We start from the raw sequence: 24,900 nt of genomic DNA on the forward strand, positions 1-24,900 counted from the left end.
AGACGTAGAGCAAGAGCGAACTGTAAAACAGCCGAAATATAATTCGCAATACCCCAGGTAAAAGCCGCTCAAACCTACGTGTATACGTATAGAAAAGCCGTGATGATTACTCATCACGGCTTTTCTATAAACAGGCGGCTCTGTAGGAGTCAATCAGCATAACTCACGTTACGTCCAGCTTTTGCTTTTGACTATTTGTGTAGATTATAGGCAGTAATGCGACTATTCCATTTGTTATTCAACAAAAAAACCGGGCGCTACTGCGCCCGGTTTTCACTTGCTGAGTTTATTGATTTTATTCGATACCGAACATCACATCAGACCTGCGACCGCTGTTACCAGCCCGACGGCGGGGAGCCCGCTTCTGAGTCGGTGCAGGCGGAGCCAGCAGTTTGGTTTTCTGAGCGTCCGTCAGCGGCTTCAGATCAGTGATCGAGTATGAGTTGTCGCTGATCGTAGTGTTGAAGCTACCCACCGTCTGCTCAGGCTGACCGTTGCATGGCAGTTTGGTAACCGTGAACACAGCGCGGAAGTACTGAACCTGCGGACGTACACGACGACCTCTGTAACGAACCGCGTTGCCGCTTTCGATTTTAGCTTTTTCAGCCTGCAACTGCTGAGCCAGACCACCTGGCAGTTCGTTGAGGTTCAGGATTACCGTGTTGGTATCGAACTCAACTACGTTCGTAGCCAGACGACGGTTCAGACCACGGTAGCGCAGACGGGTAACTGTGTCGCCAACCGACGTAATCGTTCCGTTACAGTAGCAGACGTTAGCCACTTCGCGGGTGTATGGGGTCCGGTAGTAAACCTCCAGACGCTCCAGACGGTGACGGTATTTGCACTCAACAATATCGTTCTTCGGACGAATACTTGCAAAGCTCGTAGTTGCTACTTCGCTCATGCAGGAACCACACTTCGCGGTCTGCCGGTTGTGGACCGTTACGTAATAGAAACCGGGGTTCAGCTGACCATTCGAGAAGTATTGAGTCGGGAACGTCAGCGTTGTATCGGTTGTGTTTTCCAACTGAGCGATGATTTGATCCGTTGCACCGGCAACCACTGAATCCGGACGATAGTATAGACGAGCCGTGAAGGTTTCGTTCTTCGGATTCGGGGTCGTACTGCGCCAGCTGATAACCGGAGCTGCGGCTGAGGTATTAATAACCGGAGCAGGCTGCTGAGCGTTCTGCTGCTTGGAGGTGTCAACATAAGCCAGCGATACACCTTTGAGCGACGCACCGTTGAACTGTACGTTCAACTGAGGAATCGAATCGCAGGTTGGGCAGACAGTCGGTGTCTTTGGAATCAGCTTCTTCTGGATGAATCCTTTCCGAACTGCTACGCCCGCGCTGAACCCGCCGTGCTTCCGCTTGAACTCATACATTTGATCGTCGATACCGTTGACAATCAGGTAATTCAACTGCGTAAAGAAGCCCTGCGCCTGCACACCGATGTTCCAGTTGTTCCGCAGCGGGAAGAAAACACCCAGCGATAACAGACCACCCGGATGGTAGAGCCGGTAGCTTGGGTTAACCGACCGAATCAGCGCGCCGTTTTCAACAAGCGGACCGCTCGGAGGAGCCGTTCCCAGTGATGGAACAAAGGCAGCAATCGTGGCCGCTTCGGTACGGAATAGACCACCGCGCAGGCCCAGTTCCAGGAAAGTTGTCGCATCCGGGTTCCGGCGGCTGCGGGCAATTGTGAAAGCCACTACCGGACCAACCGTCAGGAACATATCTTCCGAAGCACGCTGCCGGATCGTAACCTGCCCCTGACTGATGCCCCGGGCTGCGGCCAGACCATAGAGATAATCCCGGTAAACACCGCGGGTAATGTAGTTCTGATAGCCGAAAGCTGTTCCGAGACCGAAGCGCAGGCGACGGGTGGCAGGCGTCAGATAATAATCAACATTACCGGTAATGTTGAAGCCAGCCCCGTTATATAACGTATTGTCGCGTTTGTTAGGGCCGAAAGTATTTTCCCACGTACCGCAGTACGCGAAGTTTGGCCCGGCAAACAAACCAATCCGCCAGGGCGAGAGCCGGCGGACAAGAATAAAGGTCTGGAAGGTGGTGTCGCAGTCATCAAGTTCAGCGACGTCGCTGGCCTGCGCCTTAAACTCATCCCGACGTAGCGTGTCGGTGTAGACTCCTTTGCCCAGCCGGTAGATGTTTTCACGCGGGTAGGTTCGGTTAGTCCGAACGGTGTCGGCCTGTTGGGCCTTGGTGCCTAAAGGCATAGCAAAACTCAGCAACACGAGTCCAGCCAGCATCCGCAGGGGGTGTCGTTGGATAAATGTTCGCATAGGTAATTTATTAATTTTGACGCAATGATTCAAACTAAACTCTAATTCTCCCAAAGCCCGTTCTAGAAACTTATGGAACGGTCAATCCACCAGTTTGGTGGATTTTGTTACATCCTTAGTCGAACAGGTAGATTACGAGGACCTTTATACGACTTAAGGAGCGGTTGGTGCTTCACTAAACACGCAAAACAGTTGCGATTTTCGGTTTCAAGAGTTGTTCCAGTGAAGCACAAACTCCTGTCATGTTCCACCTGAGATCGCTACAGTCTGACCAGCAATACAGGCCATTCGTGCAGTCACCCACTCAAAATAGCTTTTGACTCAATCAATATATTGCTTCTAAAACTGGTGAAAACCACACTTATGTAATCTGCTTCGGTTCGGGTGAATAGGGTGTGTTGGTTAGCTTGACGTACTAAGAGTACGAATAGCCCTGAAGATCACCCTTTTTAAGAACTAATTACCCCTACTGATACCCCCGCAGGGCCCTCATATGCGATAATTAGCGTTGTTTTGGCGGTCAATTATAGGCATTAACTACTAATAACCCAACATTTCCCTTCATACAACTTTTTATTTTCTAACTTCTTTTCAGTTCACAACCAATTTTGTCAGAGTCCTTTTAGCCGTGGTTATCTGATCAGGTGCCCCCGGTTTACGTACCCCTGTACAAAGATCCCAGGTCAGGCACGTAGCTGTTCAGGATAGAATGGATCAGCTCGATAAACCCGAACTATGCTCTCTGAACGGCTGATTTCAGTTCCGCCCCGTTAGCCATGCCTGAAAACCAGAGAACCCCTAAGTATGTTTAGCTTCCTCTCAAATCAGCCGGAGTCTAACTCAACCCCACTGACAGTTTGGTTGCGCTAAAGGTTGTCTGCTCAACCAGAAAAAAAAAGTATTGTTGAAAAAAATATAGGCTTAGGTTCCACAATTTACCCAACAATACCTGTTTTTTACCCTAAATAAAGCTCTTAATCAACCAGATAGCTAAAAGTCCTCAACCAACAAGTTTATTTTATGCTATTGGAAAATTTCAACAGTAGCCTAACCGTTGATCCTTTTCGATAGCCGCCGGGACCCGCTCCGAAACAGGCCCATAGCCGCCACCACCGGGTAATTTTACGGTAATTTCATCGCCGGGATATAGTTTTGCAATGCCTTTAGGTGGTAGAAACCGCTCTGGTGTAATCAGCAATTCCCCTCCCTGCCCATTTTGGCCGCCGAGCATCCCGTGGGCAACGGTGTTAAGCTTTTCGGTCAGCAGAGAGATGTTAATCGGCTCCTGACCAACCAGGCGAAAGCTAAAAGTCTGGCCTAATCCTCCCCGATATTTCCCCGCCCCACCTGTACCGGGACGCAGCGATTTTTCGGTTACAATAATCGGTGCTTTTCGCTCCAGTACCTCAATCGGTACGTTGGCAACATTCGTCGGAAAACTCAGGGTGTTAATGCCATCCATCGTAGGCCGCGCTCCGTAACCGCCGTTCAAAAACACATACTCAACAAACTCGTCTTTGCGGTTTTCGGTCAGCCTGGATTTCGGCTGATCAGCCCTGCTGACAGGGTAGTCCTTCGGACCATTCAATACGATGCACCAGCAGGCGGAGCCGCAATCGGCCTGGACCAGTTCCGGCACAGCCTGTGCTAAGGCACCGAAAACGGGCGCATGGAGCAGATTGCCGGTCATATTACGTCCCCCCAATGGCGCGGGGCGCCGGGCATTCAGAATCGATCCCTGGGGAGCCGTAACCCGAATAGGCCGGAAGGCACCCTCGTTACTGGGGACTTCGGGACTGAATACACACTTGATTGCGTAAGCCGTATAGGCATACGTATAATTCAGAACGGCATTGATTGCCAGCGAATGAACACCCGACGTACCATCATAATCTACGCTGATGACGTCGCCGTCAATGCTGACGGTACAGCGAATATGAACCGGCTCGGCCAGACCATCGCCATCGGCTTTGTAATCATACTGATAGTGGCCGTCGGGCGCCTTCCGAATAGCATCGCGCATGGCCCGCTCGGAGGTGCTGATGAGTTGCACGGCCAGGTTCTCCAGATTGTCCAACTGATTCTCGTCCATCATGCGCATCAGCGAACGGATGCCCTGCTCATTGGCAGCGACCTGAGCCCGAATGTCGCCGAGGGTCTGCTGGGCGGCCCGGACATTGGCGCTGATGAGCGAAAACAGGAGTTCATTCGGCTTACCGGCATCGTACAGTTTTGTGGGCGGAATCAGCAGCCCCTCTTCATAAAAATCGCGCGCGCCAGCTCCCCAGAGCACACCACCCATATCGGGCGAGTGGGCAATACAGCCAATAAATCCAACCAGCTTTGTTCCGCCGCGGTCGGTCTGTTTCCGAAAAATAGGCGATACCAGACCAATATCGGGTTTGTTGCCCGCGCACAGCCAGGGATCGTTCGTAATCACTACGTCGCCCTCGCGCCAGGTATCAGCCGGAAAATATTCAGCCAGCAACGCCTTCGTCAGCATGGGCAGAACGACCAGAAACGACGGAATACTGGTTGTCGACTGAGCCATTGAATTACCCTGAGCGTCCATCAGCACGACCGCAAAATCGTTTGACTCGCGACTGACGGTCGAAAATGAAGTACGTTGCAGGGTTGCACCGGCCTCGTCGACGAGCGCCAGCAGCCGGGCCCACAGAATAGAGAACGTAATGGCGTCGTAGGGTTGTGGAGGTATTGGTTCTTCCATGCTTAGAGTAGCTTTTTCATCTGCCACATGCGTCGGAACTCCGGTTTCATCTGCTCGAACGGCAACCAGGTTTCGCCAACCGGCCCAAAGCCCCGCTTTCGGTAAAAAGCGATGGAGTCGTGGCTGCTGTCCATAACGTGCAGCCAGACGTAGTGTTTGCCAAGCTGCCGGGCGATAAAGAAAGCATGCTCGATGAGCTGCGTACCCAGCCCCTGCCCGGCTGCTTCTTTCAGAAAATAGATGCGCTCAACTTCCAGTCCATCCGGCGCGTCGTTCAGGTTACTGTCGAGTTTAATCTTCAGATACCCAACAGGCTCCCCATTCTGCAACGCAAAAAAATAGCGAACATTTGGGTCTTCGAGTTCCTGTTTCAGCTTCGCTTCATTATAGGAATACTGCTGGTACCAGACACCCGCGTCGAACCACAGATAAAGAAAATGCTGCGGATAAATCCGGTAGCATAGGGTTGACAGTTGGGCGGCCTGGGCCGGCCCAATTGCCTGAATAGTGATTGAAGCAGCGTCGGTCATCGGCGTAAACTGATTACCAGGTTCCGGTGTTCGTCCATGCGAACGTAAGCTTTATGCCCCACCACGACCGTTGATTCCCGCTCTTCGATCAGCACCGGCCCCGACAGGCAATCGTTCGGTCGAATCTGATACCGGTCATAGACCGGGCAGGACGACGGCACGCTGTCGCCCATGAAATAAACCTGCCGGTATCCTTTCAGGCCCGAAAAATCCTTATCGCCGATGCTGTATTTCTTATTGACATCGGCCTGTTTCGGATTGAACAATACCGGTGGACTGCTTACGGCCACGCGCCAGGTTACGGACTCAATCACGGCATCATCGATCAGACGGCCGAAGCAAAGCTGGTATTCTTTCCGAAAGCTTTGTTCGATCTCGGCAATAGACAACGCAGATAAAACGCCGTTTGGAATGCGCACCGTAATCTCATGCCCCTGGCCCGCGTAACGCATATCGGCCACGCGGCTAACCGTAGCCTCATTGGATTTGTGACCGGCCTGTTCCAGAAAGAGAAATCCTTCTTCTTCCATTTCGGCCAGCAGATCGTTGAGCCGGTTCCAGTCCAGCTCCGCAACCGGACTGATATAGCTGCGAACACATTCTGAAGCCGTTGGCGAAACCAGAAAGCCCAGCGCCGAAGTTACCCCCGCCCCTACTGGAATCATTACTTCGGGCAATCCGAGCAGACGGGCTACTTCGAACGCATGAACGGGTCCTGCCCCACCAAACGCCAGTAACGTATATTGGCGGGGGTCATGGCCTTTTTCGAGAATATGCACGCGGGTTGCGTTGGCCATGTTCTCGTTAACGATGCGATGAACGCCCATGGCAGCCTCCAGGACGCTGATGTTCAGCGGCTGGGCAATATGTTCGTCAATAGCCCGACGGGCAGCTTCCTTATCCAGCTTGAGGGTTCCGCCCAGAAAGAAGTTTTCGTTCAGATACCCCAGTACCAGATCGCAGTCCGTTACGGTCGGTCGGATGCCCCCGCGCCCGTAGCAGGCCGGTCCCGGTTCAGAAGCTGCGCTTTCGGGTCCCACTTTAAGCAACCCCAACCCATCTACGTAAGCGATACCTCCGCCCCCGGCCCCAATCTCAATCATGTCGATGACCGGAATCCGAACCGGCAGGCCAGACCCTTTCCGGAACCGCCGAACCCGGGCGGTTTCAAACTGATTGGTGATCTGTGGCGTTCGATTGATAATCAGGGACGCTTTAGCAGTTGTGCCGCCCATGTCGAAGGTAGCAATGTCGGTATGACCAGCGAGTTTACCGAAAAAAACACCCGCCATCGAGCCCCCGGCCGGGCCAGACTCCAGGAGTTGTATGGGCGATTTTCGGGCGCCGTTGAGGGTTGTCAGCCGACCGCTCGAAATCATAATCTGCAGACTACCGGCAAAACCGAGCGTTTGGAGTCGATCGCGCAGATCACTCAGGTACTGATCCGTCAGCGGTTGAATATAGGCGTTCATGACGGTGGCCGACATACGTTCGTACTCCCGTACTTCGGGCATTACGTCGACCGACAGGCTGACGTAAACAGCCGGATGGCGTTGCCGGATCAGATCGTCCAGGGCCCGTTCGTGAACGGGGTTCATAAACGAATGAAGCAGACAGACCGCGATGGCCTGACATCCCTGACCGACCAGTTCATCAATGGCCTGAATGGCGTCGGTGTCGAGTAAGGGCGTTAACACACTTCCCCGAAAATCAACCCGTTCCGTTACGCCAAGACGCAGATTGCGCGGCACCAGCGGCTCGGGCATGGTAATTTGCAGATCGTATATATCGTAGCGATACTCCCGGCCGATCTCCAGAACGTCCTCAAAGCCCCGGGTCGTAATCAGGCCGGTCAGAGCACCTTTCCGTTCAGTTACTGCATTGGTCAGGAGTGTTGTTCCGTGAACAACCGTGCCAATATCCGCTGGTGTTAAGTCAACACGAGCCAGCAATTCATCTATCCCGTTGATGATACCATCGGTAGGGGTATCGTAGGTCGTCAGCGTTTTGCCGAAGGTCAGTTCGCCCGTCGTTTCGTTCAGCAAAACGAGGTCGGTAAACGTTCCGCCAATGTCGATGCCGAGTTTATAACGCATGGTAAAGAAATAAAAACCAGCCGGGCTGGATATACGCGCAGACAATAATTGCCGTTACGTAACGGCAATTATTGTCTGCCTTTCATAAAATCACTGGCTGCCCACTTGAGCATACCCGCGAATGAGTTGAGGCAGAATAAAACGCCCCGGTCCACCAGAGCCCTGGCCTGATCACCGGTAGCCGCTGTGGTGCCAACCACCAATCCGGCTTTGCGGATTCTTTCGACCACGCCCCCAATGGTTTTCCTGACCTCATCGTGGCCAGGGCCGTCATAATAGCCCATACTCATGGCCAGATCGCGCGGCCCGATCACGAACCCGTCAATACCCTCCACAGTGAGCAGTTCATCGAGATTATCAACGGCTTCCCGGTCTTCAATCTGCGGCAAAATCAGAATCTGTTCGTTGGCAAACGCTACGTAATCGCCCTGATTCATCTCGCCCAGCAGGTACTCCACCGAACGCACCGGTGCAAATCCCCGATTTCCCTGCGGTGGATACCGAACTGCCTGAACGAACGATTCTACCTCGGCCGCTGTCTTAACGCCCGGCAGCATGATCCCCATTACACCCGCATCCAGAAACTGCAGAATCAGTTTTGGGTCGCTGCTGCGAACGCGGGCCAGGGGCGTAATGCCGCTTACTTCACAGGCCCGCACAATATCCTGCACCTGCGCAGTCGTCACGGGGCTATGTTCACCATCAATCATATAGAAATCCAGCCCCGAAAAGCCGCACAGTTCAGCAACGGTCGGGTCGGCACTATTCGAGAGGACACCCAGGACGGGCTGATTATTCCGGAGTCGGGTTTTAACTAGGTTTTCCTTCATACGGGTCGTGGGTCGAATGACTATCTGGCAGACTTTATTTTGAGAGCAGCAAGATACAACCGAATCAATATGAACAGAGCGTTTTGGCTGGAAGGCTTGTAAACAATAGACCCAATGCTGAGTTCAACTGCATGAAGATTTTCATTAATCACTACGTAAACCCTACGCACTTATGAAAACGATGGATGAGTTCATGGAGCACATCATTCAGGATCTGTACTCCGCCGAAACACAAGCGCTAGAAACCATGCCCCAGTTAGCGCAGCGCGTTCAGAACGATCAGCTACGTCAGGCGTTTCAGACGCACCAGCGCGAAACCGAAGGGCATGTGAAGCGGCTGGAACAAATCGCGCAGCAGATGGGCATCGAAGTGGAAGGCGAAACCTGTATGGGTATGCAGGGAATTATCGATGAAGCACAGGATACGCTGGCTCAACTGGAGGATGGCCAGCTGGCCGATGCTGCCATCATTGGCGCTGCGCAGAAGATGGAACACTATGAAATTGCGGGCTATGGCACCGCCCGTACGCTGGCGCAGCAGGCCGGTCAGACTCAGATCGCCGATCTGCTGGAGCAAACGCTGAACGAAGAAAAGGCAACGGACGAGAAACTAACTCATATTGCGACCAGTTCGGTCAACCCCAAGGCGGCTCAATCCTGATAGCCACCAACCTGGCACACAAGGCGTAGCCCGTTGGGCTACGCCTAGTACCTATATATAGTGTCTCAGCATTAATCGAAAAACAGGGCGTTTGCCACCCGAAATGTGTTGCAGTGAGCCTCCACGATGTCGGTCAGGCGGGGTGAGTAGCCGCCCCCCATCGAGACCGTAATCGGCAGATTATTCCGGAACGCCTGCTCAAAGACGAACTGATCCCGTTGTTTGCAGCCCTCACGGCTGACGCCCAGCTTGCCAAGGCGATCCGACGCCAGAATATCAACACCGGATATATAGAACAGGAAGTCGGGCTGCTGACGCTGAATCAGCGCGGGTAACGTGTCGTATAGTCGGTTCAGATACGCTTCATCGTCAGTACCGCTGGGCAGTTCCACATCCAGGTCGGACCGCTCTTTCCGGAGCGGATAATTGTCCCGGCCGTGCATACTGAACGTAAAAACGCGCGGTTCCCGCTGAAACATGACCGCCGTACCGTTGCCCTGGTGCACGTCTAAATCAATTACCAGAATGTTCCGGGCCTGACCCGTTTCGAGCAGGTAGTAGGCCGCTACGCCGACGTCATTCAGCATGCAGAAACCTTCCCCCCGGTCCGGATAAGCGTGATGCGTGCCGCCCGCTACGTTCATGGCTACCCCGTCGCGCCGGGATTTCTGCGTACAGTCGATGGTTCCCTGCGTAATGATCCATTCCCGCTCAATAAGCTCATGCGTGAGCGGAAAACCAATTCGGCGAACCATGGCCGGAGGCACCGTGAGCGTTTTGATCTGATGCACATAGTCGGGTGTGTGAACGCCCAGTACAAACTGATCGCTGACGGGCGCTGGTGCAAAAAAATTGGCCTCGGTACAGGTTCCTTCATACAAAAGCTGTTCATGAATCAGTTCGTATTTGAGCATCGGAAACCGATGGCCCTCGGGCAGGCGAAGCCGGTAGACCGGCGAAAACGCAATCTGGAGCATGAGCTAAGCGGACCACCGGAGCGATGTACCGTTTAATAAGGATACTGTGCGATTAACCGTATGACTACAGTTTGTGTTATGAACGGATTTATATTACTTATTCTTACGCTTTTCAACTTGTATGAAGACCGCAATCATCACCGGAGGAGGCCAGGGCATCGGACGGGTTACCACGCAGTATCTGCTCACGCATGGGTATCGAGTAGCTATCTGGGAAACTGATACCGACGCCATCGCCGAACTGCGCGAAGCTTTTAAAGCATCTACGGCACAGATTTTGTTTGTTTCCTGTGATGTATCGAGCGAGATGAATGTTCGCAAGGCCACGGAGCAAACGATTTCTCATTTTGGACAGATTGATGCGCTCATCAATAATGCGGGAATTATGATTGAAAAATCGATCGATAAACTCACGCTTGACGAGTGGAACCGGGTAATAGGCACTAACCTGACGGGCGCTTTTCTGTGCGCCAAGCACCTTGCTCCCCACCTGGCCGGTCAGCAGGGCAGCATCATTAATATTGGTTCAACGCGGGCTTTCCAGTCGGAGCCGGATACGTTTGCCTATTCAGCTTCAAAGGGTGGTCTGCTGGCCCTGACGCATTCGCTGGCGGTGAGCCTGGGGCCCGACATCCGGGTCAACTGCATCAGCCCCGGCTGGATTGACGTGTCGGCGCTGCGCAAGAAAGCCAAAGCCAAATCCGACGAACTGCGGCCCGAAGATCACGCCCAGCACCCCGTTGGCCGGGTGGGTCAGGCCGACGACATTGCCCGGATGATTCTGTTTCTGATTGCCCCCGAAAATGGCTTCATTACCGGCCAGAATTTTACGGTCGATGGCGGTATGACCCGCAAAATGATATACGTCTGATTACATAAACATCCCTCCATAAACCAGGTTATTATAGACTACACTTCTTGATTACTTTGTATGAGCATAGAACTATCTACCGCAACTGAAACTGCTCCAATCGAAATCCTTGACTTTCAGATTACAACCCGACAGTCGGCTGGAAGCTTGCTATTATCGCTCTGTTTCCTCTGCCGTAAGGACCGGCAGGACAATCAGTTAAAGCTCCCTCCCCTGTCGTGGTTTGATGCCAGTCAGATTCAGCAATTTTCGCAGCAACTGGCAGCTGCCCAGCATCCGGAGACGGTTGAGATTGACCTGATCGACGCGGGCGTTCGCTTGACTGGCTCGGTTCGCCGGATCGCGGGCCACTGGAACAATGGCCGGACGATTCGCATTGAGCCATTGCCATCGGCCCTGAAATCGTTTGCTCCGTTCACCATTCAGGCATCCAACAGCGATCTTAAATCGTATGCCGGCAAACTTTACAGTCGGCTCTGGGAAGTCTTTACGCGGGGCTGACCCCGGTTTGTAGCTGGCTTATTAACAACCAATTAAACGTCAACGCTTATGGAAAATGTAAATCAGGATGCAATGCTTAACGAGCAGTCGCGAACGTTCAAGCCTGACACGGGCGGCACTGATCAGACGCCCGACGACAGCATTATGATGAATGAAGACTATAATCCGGCGGATCTGTCGGGCGACGCGCACAAAATGCCAACGACGCCAACCGATGAACAGGACGCGGCCAATCCGGTGGACCGTTCGGGAGCTGCTTCGGGCAGTCCAAATATGGAACCGGACGTAACGAACTACGGTAATGGCGACTCACTTGGTAATAATGATGGCACCGAACCCGACCCCGAACAAACCGACCCGATGCCACCGTTAGGTTCAGCCACTGGTAGTCAGGAGTAATCCATTTGGTAGTCAAAGCACGGTGATTGTAAACTGAATATACCGGCAAACAAAAAGGCATTCCACAACTGGAATGCCTTTTTTGCGTAGCGCTTGTGGTGTTTAAATACCCATTGTGCCACCCAGTGTAGCATCATTGCTCGACCCGTACGAAGACGAGCCTCTTGATGAATTACTATTATTATAATCGTTATCACCGGTAACTCCGGTTGTGCCGTTGCCCATCTGCGAACCGCTGTACGATTGACCTGTCTGGTAGGTTTGGTTCGAGCTACCCCGGTCGTAACGGGTGCCGTCAGGATTTACCCCTGTATAATCATCGCTGTCGCGGTCAGAGTCATTATAGGAAGAGTCATCGTTCTCCGCAGCTGCCCGATCGTTGATAAACGACTCTGCCAGTTGCGTCAGTTTACGGTCGGTGTTTTTCTCTTCTTCGAGCGTCTGGTGAAGAAGTTGAGCGGCTTCCGTATAGCCCAGAACTTTCGCCAGAGTTACTACCGAACCATAGGAAGCAATTTCATGGTGTTCAACTTTCTGAGCAGCCAGGATCAGACCAGCGTCACGCGTCAGCGAACCCGATTCGGTATTGGAAACCACACGCTCGCCGTCATCGGCCAGTCCGTCAATAGCGTCGCAGGAGCCTTCTTCTACGTCGACGCCGATGCTGTTAAATACCTGTTCCAGGCGGGCAATCTGATTGCGGCTTTCCTGCTGGTGCTGCAAAAATGCCGACCGAACTTCATCGGTTGTAGCGGCATCTGCCTGTTCGCCCAGGACATCGACAGCCTGCCGTTCGGCGTAATAAATATCCTTAATTTCACTCACGAACAGGCTCCGCAGCCCTTCGGTCGTGTCCATGTCGTTTCCACCAAAAAAATTTGCGATGCTATCTCCAAAAGATGCCATGATTTCTATTGGTTTTAAGGTTATTGAATCGTTTTGCCCTCTTTTACACCAATATCATGCCACCTGCTGATAATCTGCAACTTATACTTTAAGGCGAATAAATTGTGTTTATATTTTTCCACAGATTATGTAGAGTATAACAGCCTTTGCGATGTGCCAACCTCCAAACCTTCTCAGAAAAGATTAATGAAATAATAACACGGCCACACCCATTTAGGACCATTACTAGCGTTCAGAACCTGTTTCAGCGTCTTCGAAATATGGGTAAATTTTATTTATTGACGCATTCGAGCTGTATCAGTCGGGCTATCGCTGCATCTTTACCCTCCTGAGCTTCTACTACAAAGCGTTGATACCGGGAGATCATCCGTTCATAATAGTTAACGAATTTATATTTTCTTGGACTAGCAAGAAAATGCTCTTCGGCACGCTGAATCAGCCGGTCAAAAGCCTGGATTGTTCTGGTATAGATTTGTATTTTAGAGTCGAATTGCACAATCCGTTGACGAGTCAGGTTAATTAATTCCTGTTCGTTGTTCTGAGACGAACGGTGCGGCCTGGTCAGGATTGATTGCCACTCCTGTTCCAGTTGCTGCATTGCTGTTGAGAACCTCTCTCCATCAAAAACCTGAGAAGGCAGGTCTGTGCAGCTATTGTTTTCAATGATACCAACCTTGATCAACGTATCTCCACTCGACACAATTGAACTCAGGAGATCGCAGGCATCTTCCAGTCTATCAAAATGGCAGGAAAAGTCGAGAAACTGGGTTGTTCGATCCAAAGCAGTAAAAAAAAGCAGCATACTCCTGTTCAGCTTTGATTAAGCAAGCCAAGCATCTAACCAATTCGCCTGCTTTATAGCACTAAAAATAAACGAATTATTAGTCTGCGTCGGGATATAGACTAGTGAAGCTATTATCTGGTCTATCTAATTAGCCGTTTAGCGACTTCGGGTGCTGCCCTGACCAGATAAACAAAGCTTATCTGGTCGTATAAAACGTAAAAAGCCCACCTGAACCGGTGGGCTTTTTACAACTTTGTTAGTGACCGATACGGGAATCGAACCCGTGTTACCGCCGTGAAAGGGCGATGTCCTAACCGCTAGACGAATCGGCCGTCTTGAGTACAAGACCCAACGTTTTAGCTTGTGTGCTGCTTCGTTGGCGAAACGTGGTGCAAAGGTAAGGCCATGTTTTTATAATGCAATAGCTATCATCAAAATTTTTCCAAAAAAAGGGTTCTTGAGCGATTTACTGCTATTTTTGAGGACGTTAGCGTTTTCATTTTTTTTCAGTCTTTCATGAAACATTTTTTGTTGCTCGTGGGCCTTGCGGTTGCATCCTTATCGGCTCCAGCGCAGACAACCTCCTTGTCAACTACCGTTCTTTCTCCTGCTCAATTCCTAGGTTATTCGGTCGGGACCCGTTTTACCCCCCACCACCGTGTACTGGCTTACGCCGAGCAGGTAGCCCGGCAACTGCCGAACCGGGTAAAGCTTATTCCATACGGGACTACGTATGAAGGGCGCCAGTTGATGGTTGTGGCCCTGGCTTCGGAAGCCAATCTGACCCGGCTGGAAGAGATTCGTACCAATAACCTTAAACGCATTGGGATGCTCGATGGCCAGCCCGGCAGCGCAGCCCAGCCGCCTATTGCCTGGCTGAGCTATAACGTGCATGGCAACGAGGCTGTCAGTTCCGAAGCGTTCATGGACGTGCTCTACCGCCTGCTGAACACCACTGACCCGGTATCGCAGAAAATCATGAACTCGACGGTCGTGCTGCTCGATCCCGGTCTGAACCCCGACGGCCACGATCGTTACGTAAACTGGTACAATCAGATGATGGGCCGGAATGGCGATCCGACGCCTTCGGCTCGTGAACACAATGAACCCTGGCCGGGCGGTCGCTATACGCACTATCTGTTCGACCCGAACCGCGACTGGGCCTGGCAAACGCAGGAAGTTACGCAGCAGCGGATGGCGCTTTACCAGCAGTGGATGCCCCAGTTGCACGGCGATTTCCATGAGATGGGGGTTGAAAGTCCTTACTATTTTGCCCCCTCGGCTAAGCCGTACCATGAAGACATCACCCCTTTCCAGCGGCAGTTTCAGCAGACCATCGGGCAATATTGCAGCCGGTATTTCGACCGGAATGGCTGGCTTTACTACACCCGCGAACGTTTCGACCTGTTTTACCCCAGCTATGGCGATACCTACCCAACCTACAATGGCGCTATTGGTATGACCTATGAACAGGGTGGCAGCGGCCGGGCCGGACTGGCTATCGAACGGGCCGACGGCGACACGCTGACGCTCCGCCAGCGGATTGACCACCACGTTGCGGCCAGCATTGCCACCCTTGAATCGGTAGCCGATCGTCCGGCCGAGATTGTGAAAGAGTTTGGCGCCTTTTTCGATAAATCCCGCAACACACCGATTGGAGCTTACAAAAGCTACGTCATCAAATCCAACGGAGATGCGGGTCGGCTGAAGGCTCTGCAGCAACTGCTGGACCGCAATAAGATCAGCTATGGATATGCCGGTAAGGCCCAGACGATGGCTGGTTTTAACTACGTCACACAAAAGAATGAGAAAAACATGGCTGTCGCGGCCGAGGACATGGTCATCAGCGCGTACCAGCCCAAATCAACGTTGCTGAAGATTCTGTTTGAGCCTAACTCAGCCCTGGAAGATTCGGCAACCTACGACATTACGGCCTGGTCGCTGCCCTATGCCTTTGGCCTGCAAACCTACGGCCTGACCACGCGCCTGACGCCGGTTTCTACCGCCCCTGCCCGCCCAGCTACGGCTCAGCCCGCAGCGGCTTCTACATCCGGACCGGTTTACGCCTACGTGGCCCGCTGGGAGTCCATGCCGTCGGTTAAACTGCTGGCCAGCCTGCTGAAGCAGAAAATCCGGGTGCGGGCCGTGGAGAAACCGTTTGAACTCGACGGGAAAACCTATCCATCCGGAACGCTGCTCATTACGCGGGCCGGCAACGAACGACTGGGCGACCGCTTTGACCAGTTAGTGACCACAGCCGCAACGAATGCCGATGTTGTGTTAACCCCGGTATCGACGGGTCTGGTTACCAAAGGCTCCGACTTTGGCTCCGATTTCGTTTCGGGCCTGAAGGCACCCCGCGTTGGGCTGGTGGTTGGCGACGGCGCTTCGCCCCCGGCGGTTGGCGAGGTATGGCACTTCTTCGATCAGGAACTCAACTACCCCGTGTCGCTGATTGACGGTAATACGCTCGGCAACGTCGAATGGAATAAACTCGACGTGCTGATTTTGCCGACAAACTATAACTACGGCCGGTTCCTGAACGACAAAAACCTGACGGCTATCAAAGAATGGATACGGGCGGGCGGCAAACTCATTGCCCTGGAACGCGCTTCTGCTTTTCTGGCGGGCAAAGACGGCTTCGGTCTGAAAGAAAAAGAAGAGAAAGAGGCTAAGGACAAGGTAAAAAAGGCCAGCGCCGTTGATTCACTCAAGGTATACGGCGACCGCGAACGTACGGCCATCTCCGACGAAACGCCGGGCAGCATTTACCGCGTTAACATCGACACGACTCACCCACTTGGTTTCGGCCTGACGGGTAGTTACTATACGCTCGTGCAGAACGCCTATAACTTCGACTTTCTAAAAGACGGCTGGAATGTGGGGTATCTGAAAGGCGATAATTACGTCGCTGGTTTTTCGGGCATCAACGCAAAAAGCAAGCTGAAAAATACGCTGCTGATGGGCGTTCAGAATTCCGGACGGGGCAGCATCGTTTATCTGGCCGACGACCCGCTCTTCCGGGGCTTCTGGTACAACGGCAAACTGCTGTTCGGCAATGCCGTATTCATGGTTGGCAATTAATTTATTAACAGATAAAGAAACGCGACGGCCCGAACAAACAGCCGTCGCGTTTCCGTATGTACGGCACTCGGGGTAAAAACCCCGGCCATTCTACTTTCCTTACTGTTCCTCGTAAACAACGCTGTTTGGTGAAACGAATACCTGGTTTTCTGCTCGTTTTTTATCTTCTGGGTACATCTGCACTACTGGCGCAGAAAACAAACGAAGCCTATCAGCTTCATATCAGTCGCACGACCTCACCGGTTGTGCTGGACGGTGCCGTGGATGAGCCCGCCTGGCAGGCTGCAGAAGTTGCGACGGATTTCTGGATGGTGCTGCCGATGGATACCAGCCGGGCCCAGGTGCGCACCGATGTCCGGATGACCTACGACGACCAGAATATTTATATGAGCGCTGTGTGTTACCACGGCAGCGTAAGCGGTCCCTACATCGTTGAGTCACTCCGGCGCGACTGGAACTTCGGCCGGAATGATAATTTCATCATGTTCATGGACACCTTCGACGACCAGACCAACGGCTTCACCTTTGGCACCAACGCGGCCGGCGCGCAGTGGGATGGTCTGCTGTATGAAGGCGGTAAAGCGAACCTGAGCTGGGATAATAAGTGGACCTCGGTAGTACGTAACTACGCCGACCGCTACGTGCTTGAACTGGCGATTCCATTCAAGACGATCCGCTATAAACGGGGCATCACGCGCTGGGGTATCAACTTCGGCCGGCAGGATCTGAAAACCACCGAAAAGTCGTCCTGGACGCCCATACCCCGGCAATTCCCAACGGCTTCGCTGGCCTATACTGGCGTGCTGGTCTGGGATCAGGCACCACCCCAGCCCGGCCCAAACATCTCCATTATTCCGTACGCGCTTACGGGTCTGACCCGCGACTACCAGAATAGGGTTCCCAATAAGGGCCGCTTCGACGCGGGTCTGGACGCTAAAGTGGCGATTACATCGTCCTTGAACCTCGATTTGACGGTCAACCCCGACTTTTCGCAGGTAGACGTCGACCAGCAGGTAACGAACCTCGATCGGTTTGAATTGTTTTTTCCCGAACGGCGGCAATTTTTCCTGGAAAACGGCGATCAGTTCACCAACTTCGGATACGCCACCATCCGCCCTTTTTTCAGTCGGCGCATTGGCCTGGGCGGGGTTCCGATCCGGTTTGGGGCACGGCTTAGCGGGAAGCTGAATAAAGACTGGCGTATCGGGCTGATGGATATGCAGACGGGCCGTGTGGACGCAACCGGATTGCCCGCTCAGAATTTCGCCGTCATGGCTCTGCAGCGACGGGTATTTGCCCGCTCAAACGTCGGCTTTCTGTTTGTCAACAAAGAATCGCTGAACTACGAGCCGGTGCCCGACAAACCTATCTATTCCCGGTACAACCGGAACCTGGGTGTTGAGTATAACCTGGCCTCCGCCAACAACCTCTGGACCGGTAAGGCTCTGTATATAAAATCGTTCAGTCCCTCCGTAGCAGACCCACTACAGCTGGGTGTCACTACGCAGAGCGCCAATGCGGTTTACGCGGCTAATCTGCAATACAATAGTCGGCAGTGGCTCATTGGCGGGCAGTTTGAAGCGATTGGCAGAAACTACACGGCCGAAGCGGGCTACGTGCCGCGCCGGGGTTACCAACGCGGCACGGGCGTTCTTGGCTATACGTTTTTCCCGACGGGTAGTCAGGTGTTAAGCCACGGGCCAACGCTCCAGTCTACCTATTTCTTCGACCCGGCCGGCCGGCAGAGCGACAATGAAAACTACCTGAGCTATCTGCTAACGTTCCGCAGCCGGAGTACGTTTCTGACCTGGTTTGCCACGGATTACGTCCGGTTACTGCAGCCTTTTGACCCAACCAATTCCGGCCGCGAAAAGCTGGCAACCGGTTCCGAGCACCATTGGCAGGCGTGGGGTACGCAGTTTACGTCCAAGCCTCAGAGTGTGTTCACGTATGGCTTTACGTCCCGCTACGGCGGTTATTACGCCAATGGCACCCGCCTGAATCTGACAGCCGACCTGGGGTACCGGTTTCAGCCGTACGTCAGTCTGGCCGCCAGCGCCAGCTATAACGACATCCGGCTGGGCGCACCCTGGGGCCGCACGACTTTCTGGCTGGTTGGTCCGCGCTTCGACGTAACGATGACCAATACGCTGTATCTGACGACGTTTGTGCAGTATAATGAGCAGCAGAAGAATATGAACGTGAACGCCCGGATTCAATGGCGTTATAAGCCCGCATCTGACTTCTTCCTGGTTTTCACCGACAATTATCTGCCCAATTCGTCCCAGATCGGTATGGATGTACCCGGTCTGTTTACGGTTCGAAACCGGGCGCTGGTGCTGAAATGGACGTACTGGTGGAATATCTGACGCCCGGATCGTTAAACAAACCCCTGCCAGACCAGTTTAATTGAACAATCGCCTGTGCGCGAGGGTCATGATCGCACTGCACAAAACAAACCAACGTCTATGAAAGCTTTTCTGCGTTTTGCTCCCAGGGCCTTTGTTGCCTTATTATTGACCTTTTTTCTAACCAGTTGCGAACTGGTCGGCGACATCTTTAAAACCGGCGTCTGGGCAGGTGTCATACTGGTTATTGCGGGGATTGCCGTCGTCATCTGGCTTGTCTCTAAATTATTTGGCGGAGGGCGAGGGTAGCTTCGCCAGCCGGATTAGGGCCAACAAAAAAGACCTCGAATCATTCGAGGTCTTTTTTCTTCCAGAAGAGCTATCAGCTTATCAGGCTACCAGTTCCAGCAATCCATCGCGCTGGAGAACGGCGCGCTGACGTTCGCTCAAATCGTCGGAAGCTTTCATGAGCGGCAGGCGCACCTCGGCCGAAATCAGCCCCATAATTTCGAGTATATTCTTGACACCCACGGGGTTACCCTCTTCATACAACAGCGGGTCTATGCGCAGAAAATGAGCGAGTTCTTTTTGCGCAAACGCAAAGTCGCCCTGCAGGGCAGCGTCGATCATGGCCGAGAATTTGGCCGGGAATGCATTGGCAATTACCGACATAACACCAACGCCCCCGATGCTGATGATTGGAACGGCCTGTACGTCATCGCCCGAGATCAGCAGAAAATCGTTGGGTTTGTCGCGGGCAATCTCCATGCACTGCTCGATCACACACGAGGCTTCCTTTACGCCGATAATGTTTGGGTGCTGGGCCAGCTCGCAGATCGTTTCGGCACTCATGTTAATCCCCGTCCGGAACGGAATATTATAGAGAATAACCGGCACTGGGCAGGCGTCGGCGATCCGCGTAAAGTGCTCCAGCACCCCGCGCTTGCCAGGTTTATTATAATACGGGCAGACCGACAGGATTGCGTCAACGCCGTCAAAATCAATATCCTTCATGCCCGCTACGACGTCGGCCGTTACGTTACCCCCCACGCCATAGATGATAGGCAGGTTTTTCGGATTGTTTTCCTTGAGGTATTGCAGCAATTGTTTCTTTTCCTGCTTAGTGACCGTGGGCGATTCACCGGTCGTACCCTGCAGGACAATGTAGCGGACGCCCCCATCGGAGACGTGTTGGACGATGCGGCCGAAGCCGTCGAAGTCAACGGAATGATCGGCATTGAAAGGCGTTACGATAGCGACGCCGACGCCGTAGAAGTTGGTATTCATGTTGCTGCAATACAAAGTATTCCTGCAAAGTTACGGGAATTTATGCGGTAAATACTTATGCCTCGAGCATCGCCATAAACTCAGCCTCGCTAATTGTTGGCACATTGAGCTTCTGCGCCTTTTCGAGCTTCGACGGACCCGCGTTTTCTCCCACAATCAGGTAGTTGAGCTTTTTGGAAATTCCGCTCAGGAGCTTGCCCCCGTTAGCCGCAATCTTGGCTTCGAGTTCTTCCCGGCTAAAATTGGCGAACGTACCTGTATATAGAAAGGTCTTACCAGCCAGTCCCTCGCCTTCGGGTTCCACGATTTTCCGGTCGCTGGCAAACTGCACACCGGCCGCCCGCAGCCCTTCTACAAAAGTCACATTATCGGAGTCCGTAAACCAGGCCGCTACGCTCTGGGCAATCCGCGGACCAACGTCCGGCACATTAGCCAGCGTTTCCAGGGGAGCGTTCATCAGGGCATCCATGGAGCCAAAATAATCGGCCAGTCGCTCGGCGGTTGTGTTACCTACGTAACGAATACCCAGCGCAAACAACACATTCGGAAACGGCTGCTGTTTCGAGCGTTCAATAGCGCTCAGGATGTTATCGACGGTTTTCTGCCCGAACTTCACCACCCGAACTTTCCCGGTTTCTTCGTCCGCGTACGCTTTTTCGAGGCCGAGCAAATCCGCGTTGGTCAGTCGGTAAAGGTCGTCGGGCGACTGCACCAGCCCGCGCTCAATGAGCAACTGAATTTTACCCTCACCCAGGCTTTCGATGTTCATGGCCCGGCGCTGGATAAAATGCTCGAAGCGGGCCTGCCGCTGCGGAGGGCACCCCTTTTCGTTAGGGCAGTAAAAATGAGCCTCCCCTTCTTTCCGGACCAGGGGCGTTCCGCAGGCTGGGCAGGTTGTTGGATACTGAATCGGTTCGCTCAGGTCTGTGCGCCGATTGAGGTCCACACCCGTAATCTTGGGGATGATCTCTCCGCCTTTTTCGACGAATACGGTGTCGTGCAGCCTAACGCCCAGCCGTTCGATTTCGTTGGCGTTATGCAGCGACGCCCGCTTCACTACCGTACCAGCCAGAAGAACCGGCGTCAGCATAGCAACGGGCGTAACGGCACCCGTACGACCCACCTGATACTGGATGCCATTGAGCGTTGTGCTGGCGGCCAGAGCTTTATATTTAAAGGCAATGGCCCAGCGCGGACTTTTGGCCGTATAGCCCAGTTCACGTTGCTGATCGTAGCGGTTCACTTTAATCACGATCCCATCGGTGCCGAGCGGCAGGTCAAATCGTTTCGTTTCCCATTCATTAATATACATCATTACAGCCCGGATGTCGGCACATTTTCGCCAGGTGGGCGATACGTTGAAGCCCCAGTTTTTCAGGGCAATCAGGCTTTCTTCGTGCGTTTGAAACACCTCCGGCTCCGACAGAAACGAGTAGAGATAGCAGTCGAGCCGGCGCTGGGCTACAATGGCCGAATCCTGCTGTTTAAACGTGCCGGACGCGGCATTACGTGGGTTCGCCAGCAGCGGCTCGCCGATGTCCTCGCGCTCTTTGTTGATACGCTCAAACTCCGCCAGCGGCAAAAAGCCCTCCCCCCGTACCTCGAACAGCGCCGGCACATCCACGTGTGACTGTTGATTATAGCCCACCCGCAACGGCAGCGTCCGGATCGTGCGGATGTTATTGGTAATATCGTCGCCCCGGATACCATCGCCCCGGGTTGCGCCCTGCACCAGCACCCCGTTCTCGTAAGTCAGGCTGAGCGCTACCCCGTCAAATTTAAGTTCGCAGATGTATTCATAAGGCGCGTCGCGCAGCCCTTTTCGAACGCGATTGTCGAACTCAACAAGTTCGGTTTCCGAGTAGGTGTTGCCCAGCGACAGCATGGGGAAACGGTGATAGACCGTCGCAAACTCCTTACTGATAGTGCCGCCAACGCGGGCCGTTGGCGAATCGGACCGACGCAGATCGGGGTACTGTTTTTCTAAATCGGTTAGTTCCTGAAGCAGCTGATCGAAAGTAAAATCGTCTACTTCCGAAACGCTGTTCTGGTAGTACTGATGGTTGTAATAATTCAGCCGCTCGGTTAGTTCGGAGATGCGTTCCTGGGGCGTCATAGAGATAAAAAGGCGCTTAGCCGTTAGCCATAAACAAAACCAGACCCGGCCCAACTGTTGCCGATAGCCTGGATTCGGATACGTTCTTAACCGGCAATATTGGTTTTGTTTCTTCGTTCGACCAAAAAAAGGTACTTTTACAGGATAAAAAAAGTCGATAGTTAGCGTAGTTCCGTTAACAGGCTCAATTGGCAGCAGGCCTACAGCCAGGATTATGTTGACCTACGCCCATTGCTCCGTCGGCTGTTACTTGCAGACTACCTATATGACCCAGCCACTCATCGCGCCTTCGCTTCTTGCCGCCGATTTTGCGAACCTGCAACGGGATTTGGAACTCATTAACCGCAGCGAAGCGGATTACCTGCACTTCGACGTAATGGATGGGGAGTTTGTTCCGAACATTTCGTTTGGATTTCCGGTGCTGGAAGCCGTTCGTCGGCATTGCCGGAAGCCCCTGGATGTTCACCTGATGATTGCCAAACCCGAACGGTATATTGACGCATTTGCCGAAGGCGGAGCCGCCAGCATTTCGGTGCATTATGAAGCTAGTATTCACCTGCACCGGACGCTGTCCCGAATCCGGGAGATGGGCTGCCGCGCCGGTGTGGCCCTCAATATGCAGACGCCCGTCAGCCTGCTCGAAGATGTAGTGGACGTTATTGACGTGGTGCTGGTAATGACCATAAACCCAGGCTTTGGCGGTCAGAAGCTGCTGCCGCTGTCTATTCCCAAAATCCGTAAACTACGCCGGATGCTGACCGACGCCGGGAGTTCGGCCCTGATTGAAGTTGACGGCGGCATTACGCTCGACAATGCCCCTACCCTGCTCAGCGCCGGTGCCGATATGCTGGTAGCGGGCAGTTCTGTTTTCGGCGCCGACGATCCGCTGGAAGCAATCCGGCAGTTGAAAAACAGCCGTCAGCTGATGGTCGCCTGACCAGTTCTTTTTTCTGGCCCGGCCGGTAGCCGTAGGTCTCAACCGAATTTGTACAGCAGAACCACATGAAAAAATCTTACCTGGTTGTTGTTCTCAGCGCGCTCGTGCTGATGACGGCCTGCAGCCAGTATCAACAGGCTCAGTCCGACAGCATTACCTCGCCAGCCGATACGTCGGCTTCCGGTGCCCCACCCGCCCCCGAATGGTCTAAAAACGCAACAATCTACGAAGTCAATACCCGTCAGTTTTCGCCCGCGGGTAATTTCAAGGCCGTTGAAGCGCAGCTGCCGCGCCTGAAAGAACTAGGCGTCGATATTCTCTGGCTGATGCCCATCTACCCGATTAGTCAGAAAAACAAAAAAGGTTCGCTGGGCAGTCCATATGCCGTTGCCGATTATAAAGCGATCAACCCTGAATACGGTACGCTGGCAGATTTTAAATCGCTGGTTCGGCGGGCTCACGCCCTGGGCCTGCGCGTCATTCTGGACTGGGTGCCTAACCATACCGGCTGGGACCATGTGTGGGTAAAGCAGCATCCCGACTGGTACACCCAGATCAACGGAAAAATGACGACGCCTATTGACCCCAAAACAAATAAGCCAACCGACTGGACCGACGTTGTTGATCTCAACTATGACAATCCGGCGATGCGCCGGGGCATGATTGACGCCATGCAGTACTGGATCAAAGAATGTGACATTGATGGGTACCGCTGCGATGTGGCCGGTTTTGTTCCCAATGATTTCTGGGCGCAGCTTCGCCCCGAGCTGGATAAACTAAAAACAGTATTCATGCTTTCGGAATGGGAAGACGAACCCGATCAGTTCAGAAGCTGCTTCAATATGAATTACGGCTGGAGTATGCACACCATGATGAAAGCGATTGCGCAGGGCGCGCGTCCCGCAACCGGCCTCGACTCACTCCGGGAGGCCAACCAGCAACGCTTTCCGAACTGGTACTACCAGATGCTCTTCACCCAGAATCACGACGAAAACACCTGGAATGGTACGCTGGTGGAATCCTTCGGGCCGGCTGCCGACGCCTTTGTAGTGCTGTGCAGTACACTGGAAGGTATGCCCCTGGTCTACAACGGCATGGAAGCCAACCTGAACCGACGACTGGCCTTTTTCGAGAAAGATTCGATCGAGTGGGGTACCTACCCGAAAAGCGATTTCTATAAAACGCTGCTGACGCTGAAGCACCGCAATCGCGCACTCTGGAATGGGCTGATGGGCGGCCGGGCCGAGAAGATCATCACCGATCACGATGACAAGATCTATGCCTTTACCCGGCAGCGTGATAATGACCGCGTCACAGTGCTGCTCAACCTGAGCAACCTTCCGCAGACGTTCCAGTTGACGGGCAATGGTTACGAAGGGCTGTACACAGAGGTTTTTAGCCGCCAGCCCATGGAACTTAAGCCCGATATGACCCTCACGCTAAAACCCTGGGAGTATAAGGTGCTGACTAATTAAGATTTTGATTAATTTAGGCTTGTATGACGTGGTTCATCCGTTTACCAGTTGGGCAGGCAGAA

The 24,900-nt window shown here is 53.2% G+C and carries 19 protein-coding genes and 1 tRNA gene; 9 read left to right on the top strand and 11 right to left on the bottom strand.

The features are described 5' to 3' along the window. Positions 1 to 295 precede the first annotated feature (295 nt). The 5 genes from HNV11_RS15115 to HNV11_RS15135 form a co-directional block, all read right to left on the bottom strand. Positions 296 to 2,275 carry a hypothetical protein gene (locus HNV11_RS15115; RefSeq protein ID WP_171742193.1) on the bottom strand — a complete coding sequence of 660 codons (1,980 nt, stop codon included), beginning with the start codon at positions 2,273 to 2,275 and terminating at the stop codon, positions 296 to 298. A gap of 1,069 nt (positions 2,276 to 3,344) precedes the next feature. Then, positions 3,345 to 5,036: a hydantoinase B/oxoprolinase family protein gene (locus HNV11_RS15120; protein WP_171740464.1), complete on the bottom strand. Its 1,692-nt coding sequence runs from the start codon at positions 5,034 to 5,036 to the stop codon at positions 3,345 to 3,347. A 2-nt stretch (positions 5,037 to 5,038) separates the two neighbouring features. Beyond that, complete coding sequence (locus HNV11_RS15125; RefSeq protein ID WP_171740465.1) at positions 5,039 to 5,566, bottom strand: GNAT family N-acetyltransferase; 528 nt, start codon at positions 5,564 to 5,566, stop codon at positions 5,039 to 5,041. Further along, positions 5,563 to 7,662 carry a hydantoinase/oxoprolinase family protein gene (locus tag HNV11_RS15130; protein ID WP_171740466.1) on the bottom strand — a complete coding sequence of 700 codons (2,100 nt, stop codon included), beginning with the start codon at positions 7,660 to 7,662 and terminating at the stop codon, positions 5,563 to 5,565. The genes HNV11_RS15125 and HNV11_RS15130 overlap by 4 nt, the downstream gene beginning before the upstream one ends. 68 nt (positions 7,663 to 7,730) lie before the next feature. Beyond that, positions 7,731 to 8,492: an HpcH/HpaI aldolase family protein gene (locus tag HNV11_RS15135; protein WP_171740467.1), complete on the bottom strand. Its 762-nt coding sequence runs from the start codon at positions 8,490 to 8,492 to the stop codon at positions 7,731 to 7,733. A 172-nt stretch (positions 8,493 to 8,664) separates the two neighbouring features. On the opposite strand from HNV11_RS15135, the gene HNV11_RS15140 reads away from it, so the two are divergent. After that, positions 8,665 to 9,153 (top strand): YciE/YciF ferroxidase family protein, encoded by a 489-nt coding sequence (locus HNV11_RS15140; protein WP_240163462.1) that lies wholly within the window; start codon positions 8,665 to 8,667, stop codon positions 9,151 to 9,153. A gap of 71 nt (positions 9,154 to 9,224) precedes the next feature. Here the strand turns inward: HNV11_RS15140 and HNV11_RS15145 are convergent, their stop codons facing one another. Beyond that, entirely contained in the window at positions 9,225 to 10,130 is a 906-nt protein-coding gene (locus HNV11_RS15145) for a histone deacetylase family protein (RefSeq protein ID WP_171740468.1), read from the bottom strand. A gap of 121 nt (positions 10,131 to 10,251) precedes the next feature. Here HNV11_RS15145 and HNV11_RS15150 point away from each other — a divergent pair, with 121 nt between their 5' ends. Genes HNV11_RS15150 through HNV11_RS15160 form a run of 3 tightly spaced genes read left to right on the top strand, consistent with a single transcriptional unit; the run spans position 10,252 to position 11,901 of the window. Continuing rightward, a complete protein-coding gene (locus tag HNV11_RS15150; protein ID WP_171740469.1) occupies positions 10,252 to 11,001 on the top strand; it encodes a glucose 1-dehydrogenase in 750 nt (249 codons plus the stop codon). A 60-nt stretch (positions 11,002 to 11,061) separates the two neighbouring features. Continuing rightward, a complete protein-coding gene (locus HNV11_RS15155) occupies positions 11,062 to 11,502 on the top strand; it encodes a hypothetical protein (RefSeq protein WP_171740470.1) in 441 nt (146 codons plus the stop codon). Between the two features lie 48 nt (positions 11,503 to 11,550). Then, positions 11,551 to 11,901 (top strand): hypothetical protein, encoded by a 351-nt coding sequence (locus tag HNV11_RS15160; RefSeq protein ID WP_171740471.1) that lies wholly within the window; start codon positions 11,551 to 11,553, stop codon positions 11,899 to 11,901. Positions 11,902 to 12,003: 102 nt separating this feature from the next. Here the strand turns inward: HNV11_RS15160 and HNV11_RS15165 are convergent, their stop codons facing one another. The 3 genes from HNV11_RS15165 to HNV11_RS15175 form a co-directional block, all read right to left on the bottom strand. After that, on the bottom strand, positions 12,004 to 12,807 hold the full coding sequence (locus HNV11_RS15165) for a YciE/YciF ferroxidase family protein (protein ID WP_171740472.1): 804 nt from the start codon (positions 12,805 to 12,807) through the stop codon (positions 12,004 to 12,006). Between the two features lie 271 nt (positions 12,808 to 13,078). Further along, positions 13,079 to 13,609: a hypothetical protein gene (locus tag HNV11_RS15170; RefSeq protein WP_171740473.1), complete on the bottom strand. Its 531-nt coding sequence runs from the start codon at positions 13,607 to 13,609 to the stop codon at positions 13,079 to 13,081. Positions 13,610 to 13,851: 242 nt separating this feature from the next. Then, positions 13,852 to 13,923 (bottom strand) — tRNA-Glu (locus tag HNV11_RS15175). Between the two features lie 184 nt (positions 13,924 to 14,107). Here HNV11_RS15175 and HNV11_RS15180 point away from each other — a divergent pair. The 3 genes from HNV11_RS15180 to HNV11_RS15190 all read left to right on the top strand — a co-directional run bounded on the left by HNV11_RS15180 (position 14,108) and on the right by HNV11_RS15190 (position 19,332). Beyond that, a complete protein-coding gene (locus HNV11_RS15180; protein ID WP_171740474.1) occupies positions 14,108 to 16,675 on the top strand; it encodes a M14 metallopeptidase family protein in 2,568 nt (855 codons plus the stop codon). A 128-nt stretch (positions 16,676 to 16,803) separates the two neighbouring features. Then, entirely contained in the window at positions 16,804 to 19,044 is a 2,241-nt protein-coding gene (locus HNV11_RS15185; RefSeq protein ID WP_240163464.1) for a DUF5916 domain-containing protein, read from the top strand. A gap of 99 nt (positions 19,045 to 19,143) precedes the next feature. Then, positions 19,144 to 19,332, top strand: a complete 189-nt coding sequence (locus HNV11_RS15190) for a hypothetical protein (protein WP_171740476.1) — start codon at positions 19,144 to 19,146, stop codon at positions 19,330 to 19,332. Between the two features lie 81 nt (positions 19,333 to 19,413). Here HNV11_RS15190 and dapA read toward each other — a convergent pair whose 3' ends face one another. Together dapA and ligA are read right to left on the bottom strand one after the other, a co-directional pair. After that, positions 19,414 to 20,310 carry a 4-hydroxy-tetrahydrodipicolinate synthase gene (gene dapA, locus HNV11_RS15195; protein WP_171740477.1) on the bottom strand — a complete coding sequence of 299 codons (897 nt, stop codon included), beginning with the start codon at positions 20,308 to 20,310 and terminating at the stop codon, positions 19,414 to 19,416. A 55-nt stretch (positions 20,311 to 20,365) separates the two neighbouring features. Then, positions 20,366 to 22,426 carry an NAD-dependent DNA ligase LigA gene (ligA, locus tag HNV11_RS15200; RefSeq protein ID WP_171740478.1) on the bottom strand — a complete coding sequence of 687 codons (2,061 nt, stop codon included), beginning with the start codon at positions 22,424 to 22,426 and terminating at the stop codon, positions 20,366 to 20,368. A 265-nt stretch (positions 22,427 to 22,691) separates the two neighbouring features. Here ligA and rpe point away from each other — a divergent pair, with 265 nt between their 5' ends. Then, positions 22,692 to 23,363 carry a ribulose-phosphate 3-epimerase gene (rpe, locus tag HNV11_RS15205; RefSeq protein WP_171740479.1) on the top strand — a complete coding sequence of 224 codons (672 nt, stop codon included), beginning with the start codon at positions 22,692 to 22,694 and terminating at the stop codon, positions 23,361 to 23,363. Between the two features lie 65 nt (positions 23,364 to 23,428). Next, a complete protein-coding gene (locus HNV11_RS15210) occupies positions 23,429 to 24,838 on the top strand; it encodes an alpha-amylase family glycosyl hydrolase (RefSeq protein ID WP_171740480.1) in 1,410 nt (469 codons plus the stop codon). The last annotated feature ends 62 nt before the right edge of the window (positions 24,839 to 24,900 follow it).

This window comes from Spirosoma taeanense (genome assembly GCF_013127955.1).
GTDB lineage: Bacteria > Bacteroidota > Bacteroidia > Cytophagales > Spirosomataceae > Spirosoma > Spirosoma taeanense.

What these genes read in the sequence shown, in the direction of transcription:
- HNV11_RS15115 (WP_171742193.1), bottom strand. Translation starts at nt 2,275, where the DNA reads ATGCTGGCTGGACTCGTGTTGCTGAGTTTTGCTATGCCTTTAGGCACC.
- HNV11_RS15120 (WP_171740464.1), bottom strand. Translation starts at nt 5,036, where the DNA reads ATGGAAGAACCAATACCTCCACAACCCTACGACGCCATTACGTTCTCT.
- HNV11_RS15125 (WP_171740465.1), bottom strand. Translation starts at nt 5,566, where the DNA reads ATGACCGACGCTGCTTCAATCACTATTCAGGCAATTGGGCCGGCCCAG.
- HNV11_RS15130 (WP_171740466.1), bottom strand. Translation starts at nt 7,662, where the DNA reads ATGCGTTATAAACTCGGCATCGACATTGGCGGAACGTTTACCGACCTC.
- HNV11_RS15135 (WP_171740467.1), bottom strand. Translation starts at nt 8,492, where the DNA reads ATGAAGGAAAACCTAGTTAAAACCCGACTCCGGAATAATCAGCCCGTC.
- HNV11_RS15140 (WP_240163462.1), top strand. Translation starts at nt 8,665, where the DNA reads ATGAAAACGATGGATGAGTTCATGGAGCACATCATTCAGGATCTGTAC.
- HNV11_RS15145 (WP_171740468.1), bottom strand. Translation starts at nt 10,130, where the DNA reads ATGCTCCAGATTGCGTTTTCGCCGGTCTACCGGCTTCGCCTGCCCGAG.
- HNV11_RS15150 (WP_171740469.1), top strand. Translation starts at nt 10,252, where the DNA reads ATGAAGACCGCAATCATCACCGGAGGAGGCCAGGGCATCGGACGGGTT.
- HNV11_RS15155 (WP_171740470.1), top strand. Translation starts at nt 11,062, where the DNA reads ATGAGCATAGAACTATCTACCGCAACTGAAACTGCTCCAATCGAAATC.
- HNV11_RS15160 (WP_171740471.1), top strand. Translation starts at nt 11,551, where the DNA reads ATGGAAAATGTAAATCAGGATGCAATGCTTAACGAGCAGTCGCGAACG.
- HNV11_RS15165 (WP_171740472.1), bottom strand. Translation starts at nt 12,807, where the DNA reads ATGGCATCTTTTGGAGATAGCATCGCAAATTTTTTTGGTGGAAACGAC.
- HNV11_RS15170 (WP_171740473.1), bottom strand. Translation starts at nt 13,609, where the DNA reads ATGCTGCTTTTTTTTACTGCTTTGGATCGAACAACCCAGTTTCTCGAC.
- HNV11_RS15180 (WP_171740474.1), top strand. Translation starts at nt 14,108, where the DNA reads ATGAAACATTTTTTGTTGCTCGTGGGCCTTGCGGTTGCATCCTTATCG.
- HNV11_RS15190 (WP_171740476.1), top strand. Translation starts at nt 19,144, where the DNA reads ATGAAAGCTTTTCTGCGTTTTGCTCCCAGGGCCTTTGTTGCCTTATTA.
- dapA (WP_171740477.1), bottom strand. Translation starts at nt 20,310, where the DNA reads ATGAATACCAACTTCTACGGCGTCGGCGTCGCTATCGTAACGCCTTTC.
- ligA (WP_171740478.1), bottom strand. Translation starts at nt 22,426, where the DNA reads ATGACGCCCCAGGAACGCATCTCCGAACTAACCGAGCGGCTGAATTAT.
- rpe (WP_171740479.1), top strand. Translation starts at nt 22,692, where the DNA reads ATGACCCAGCCACTCATCGCGCCTTCGCTTCTTGCCGCCGATTTTGCG.
- HNV11_RS15210 (WP_171740480.1), top strand. Translation starts at nt 23,429, where the DNA reads ATGAAAAAATCTTACCTGGTTGTTGTTCTCAGCGCGCTCGTGCTGATG.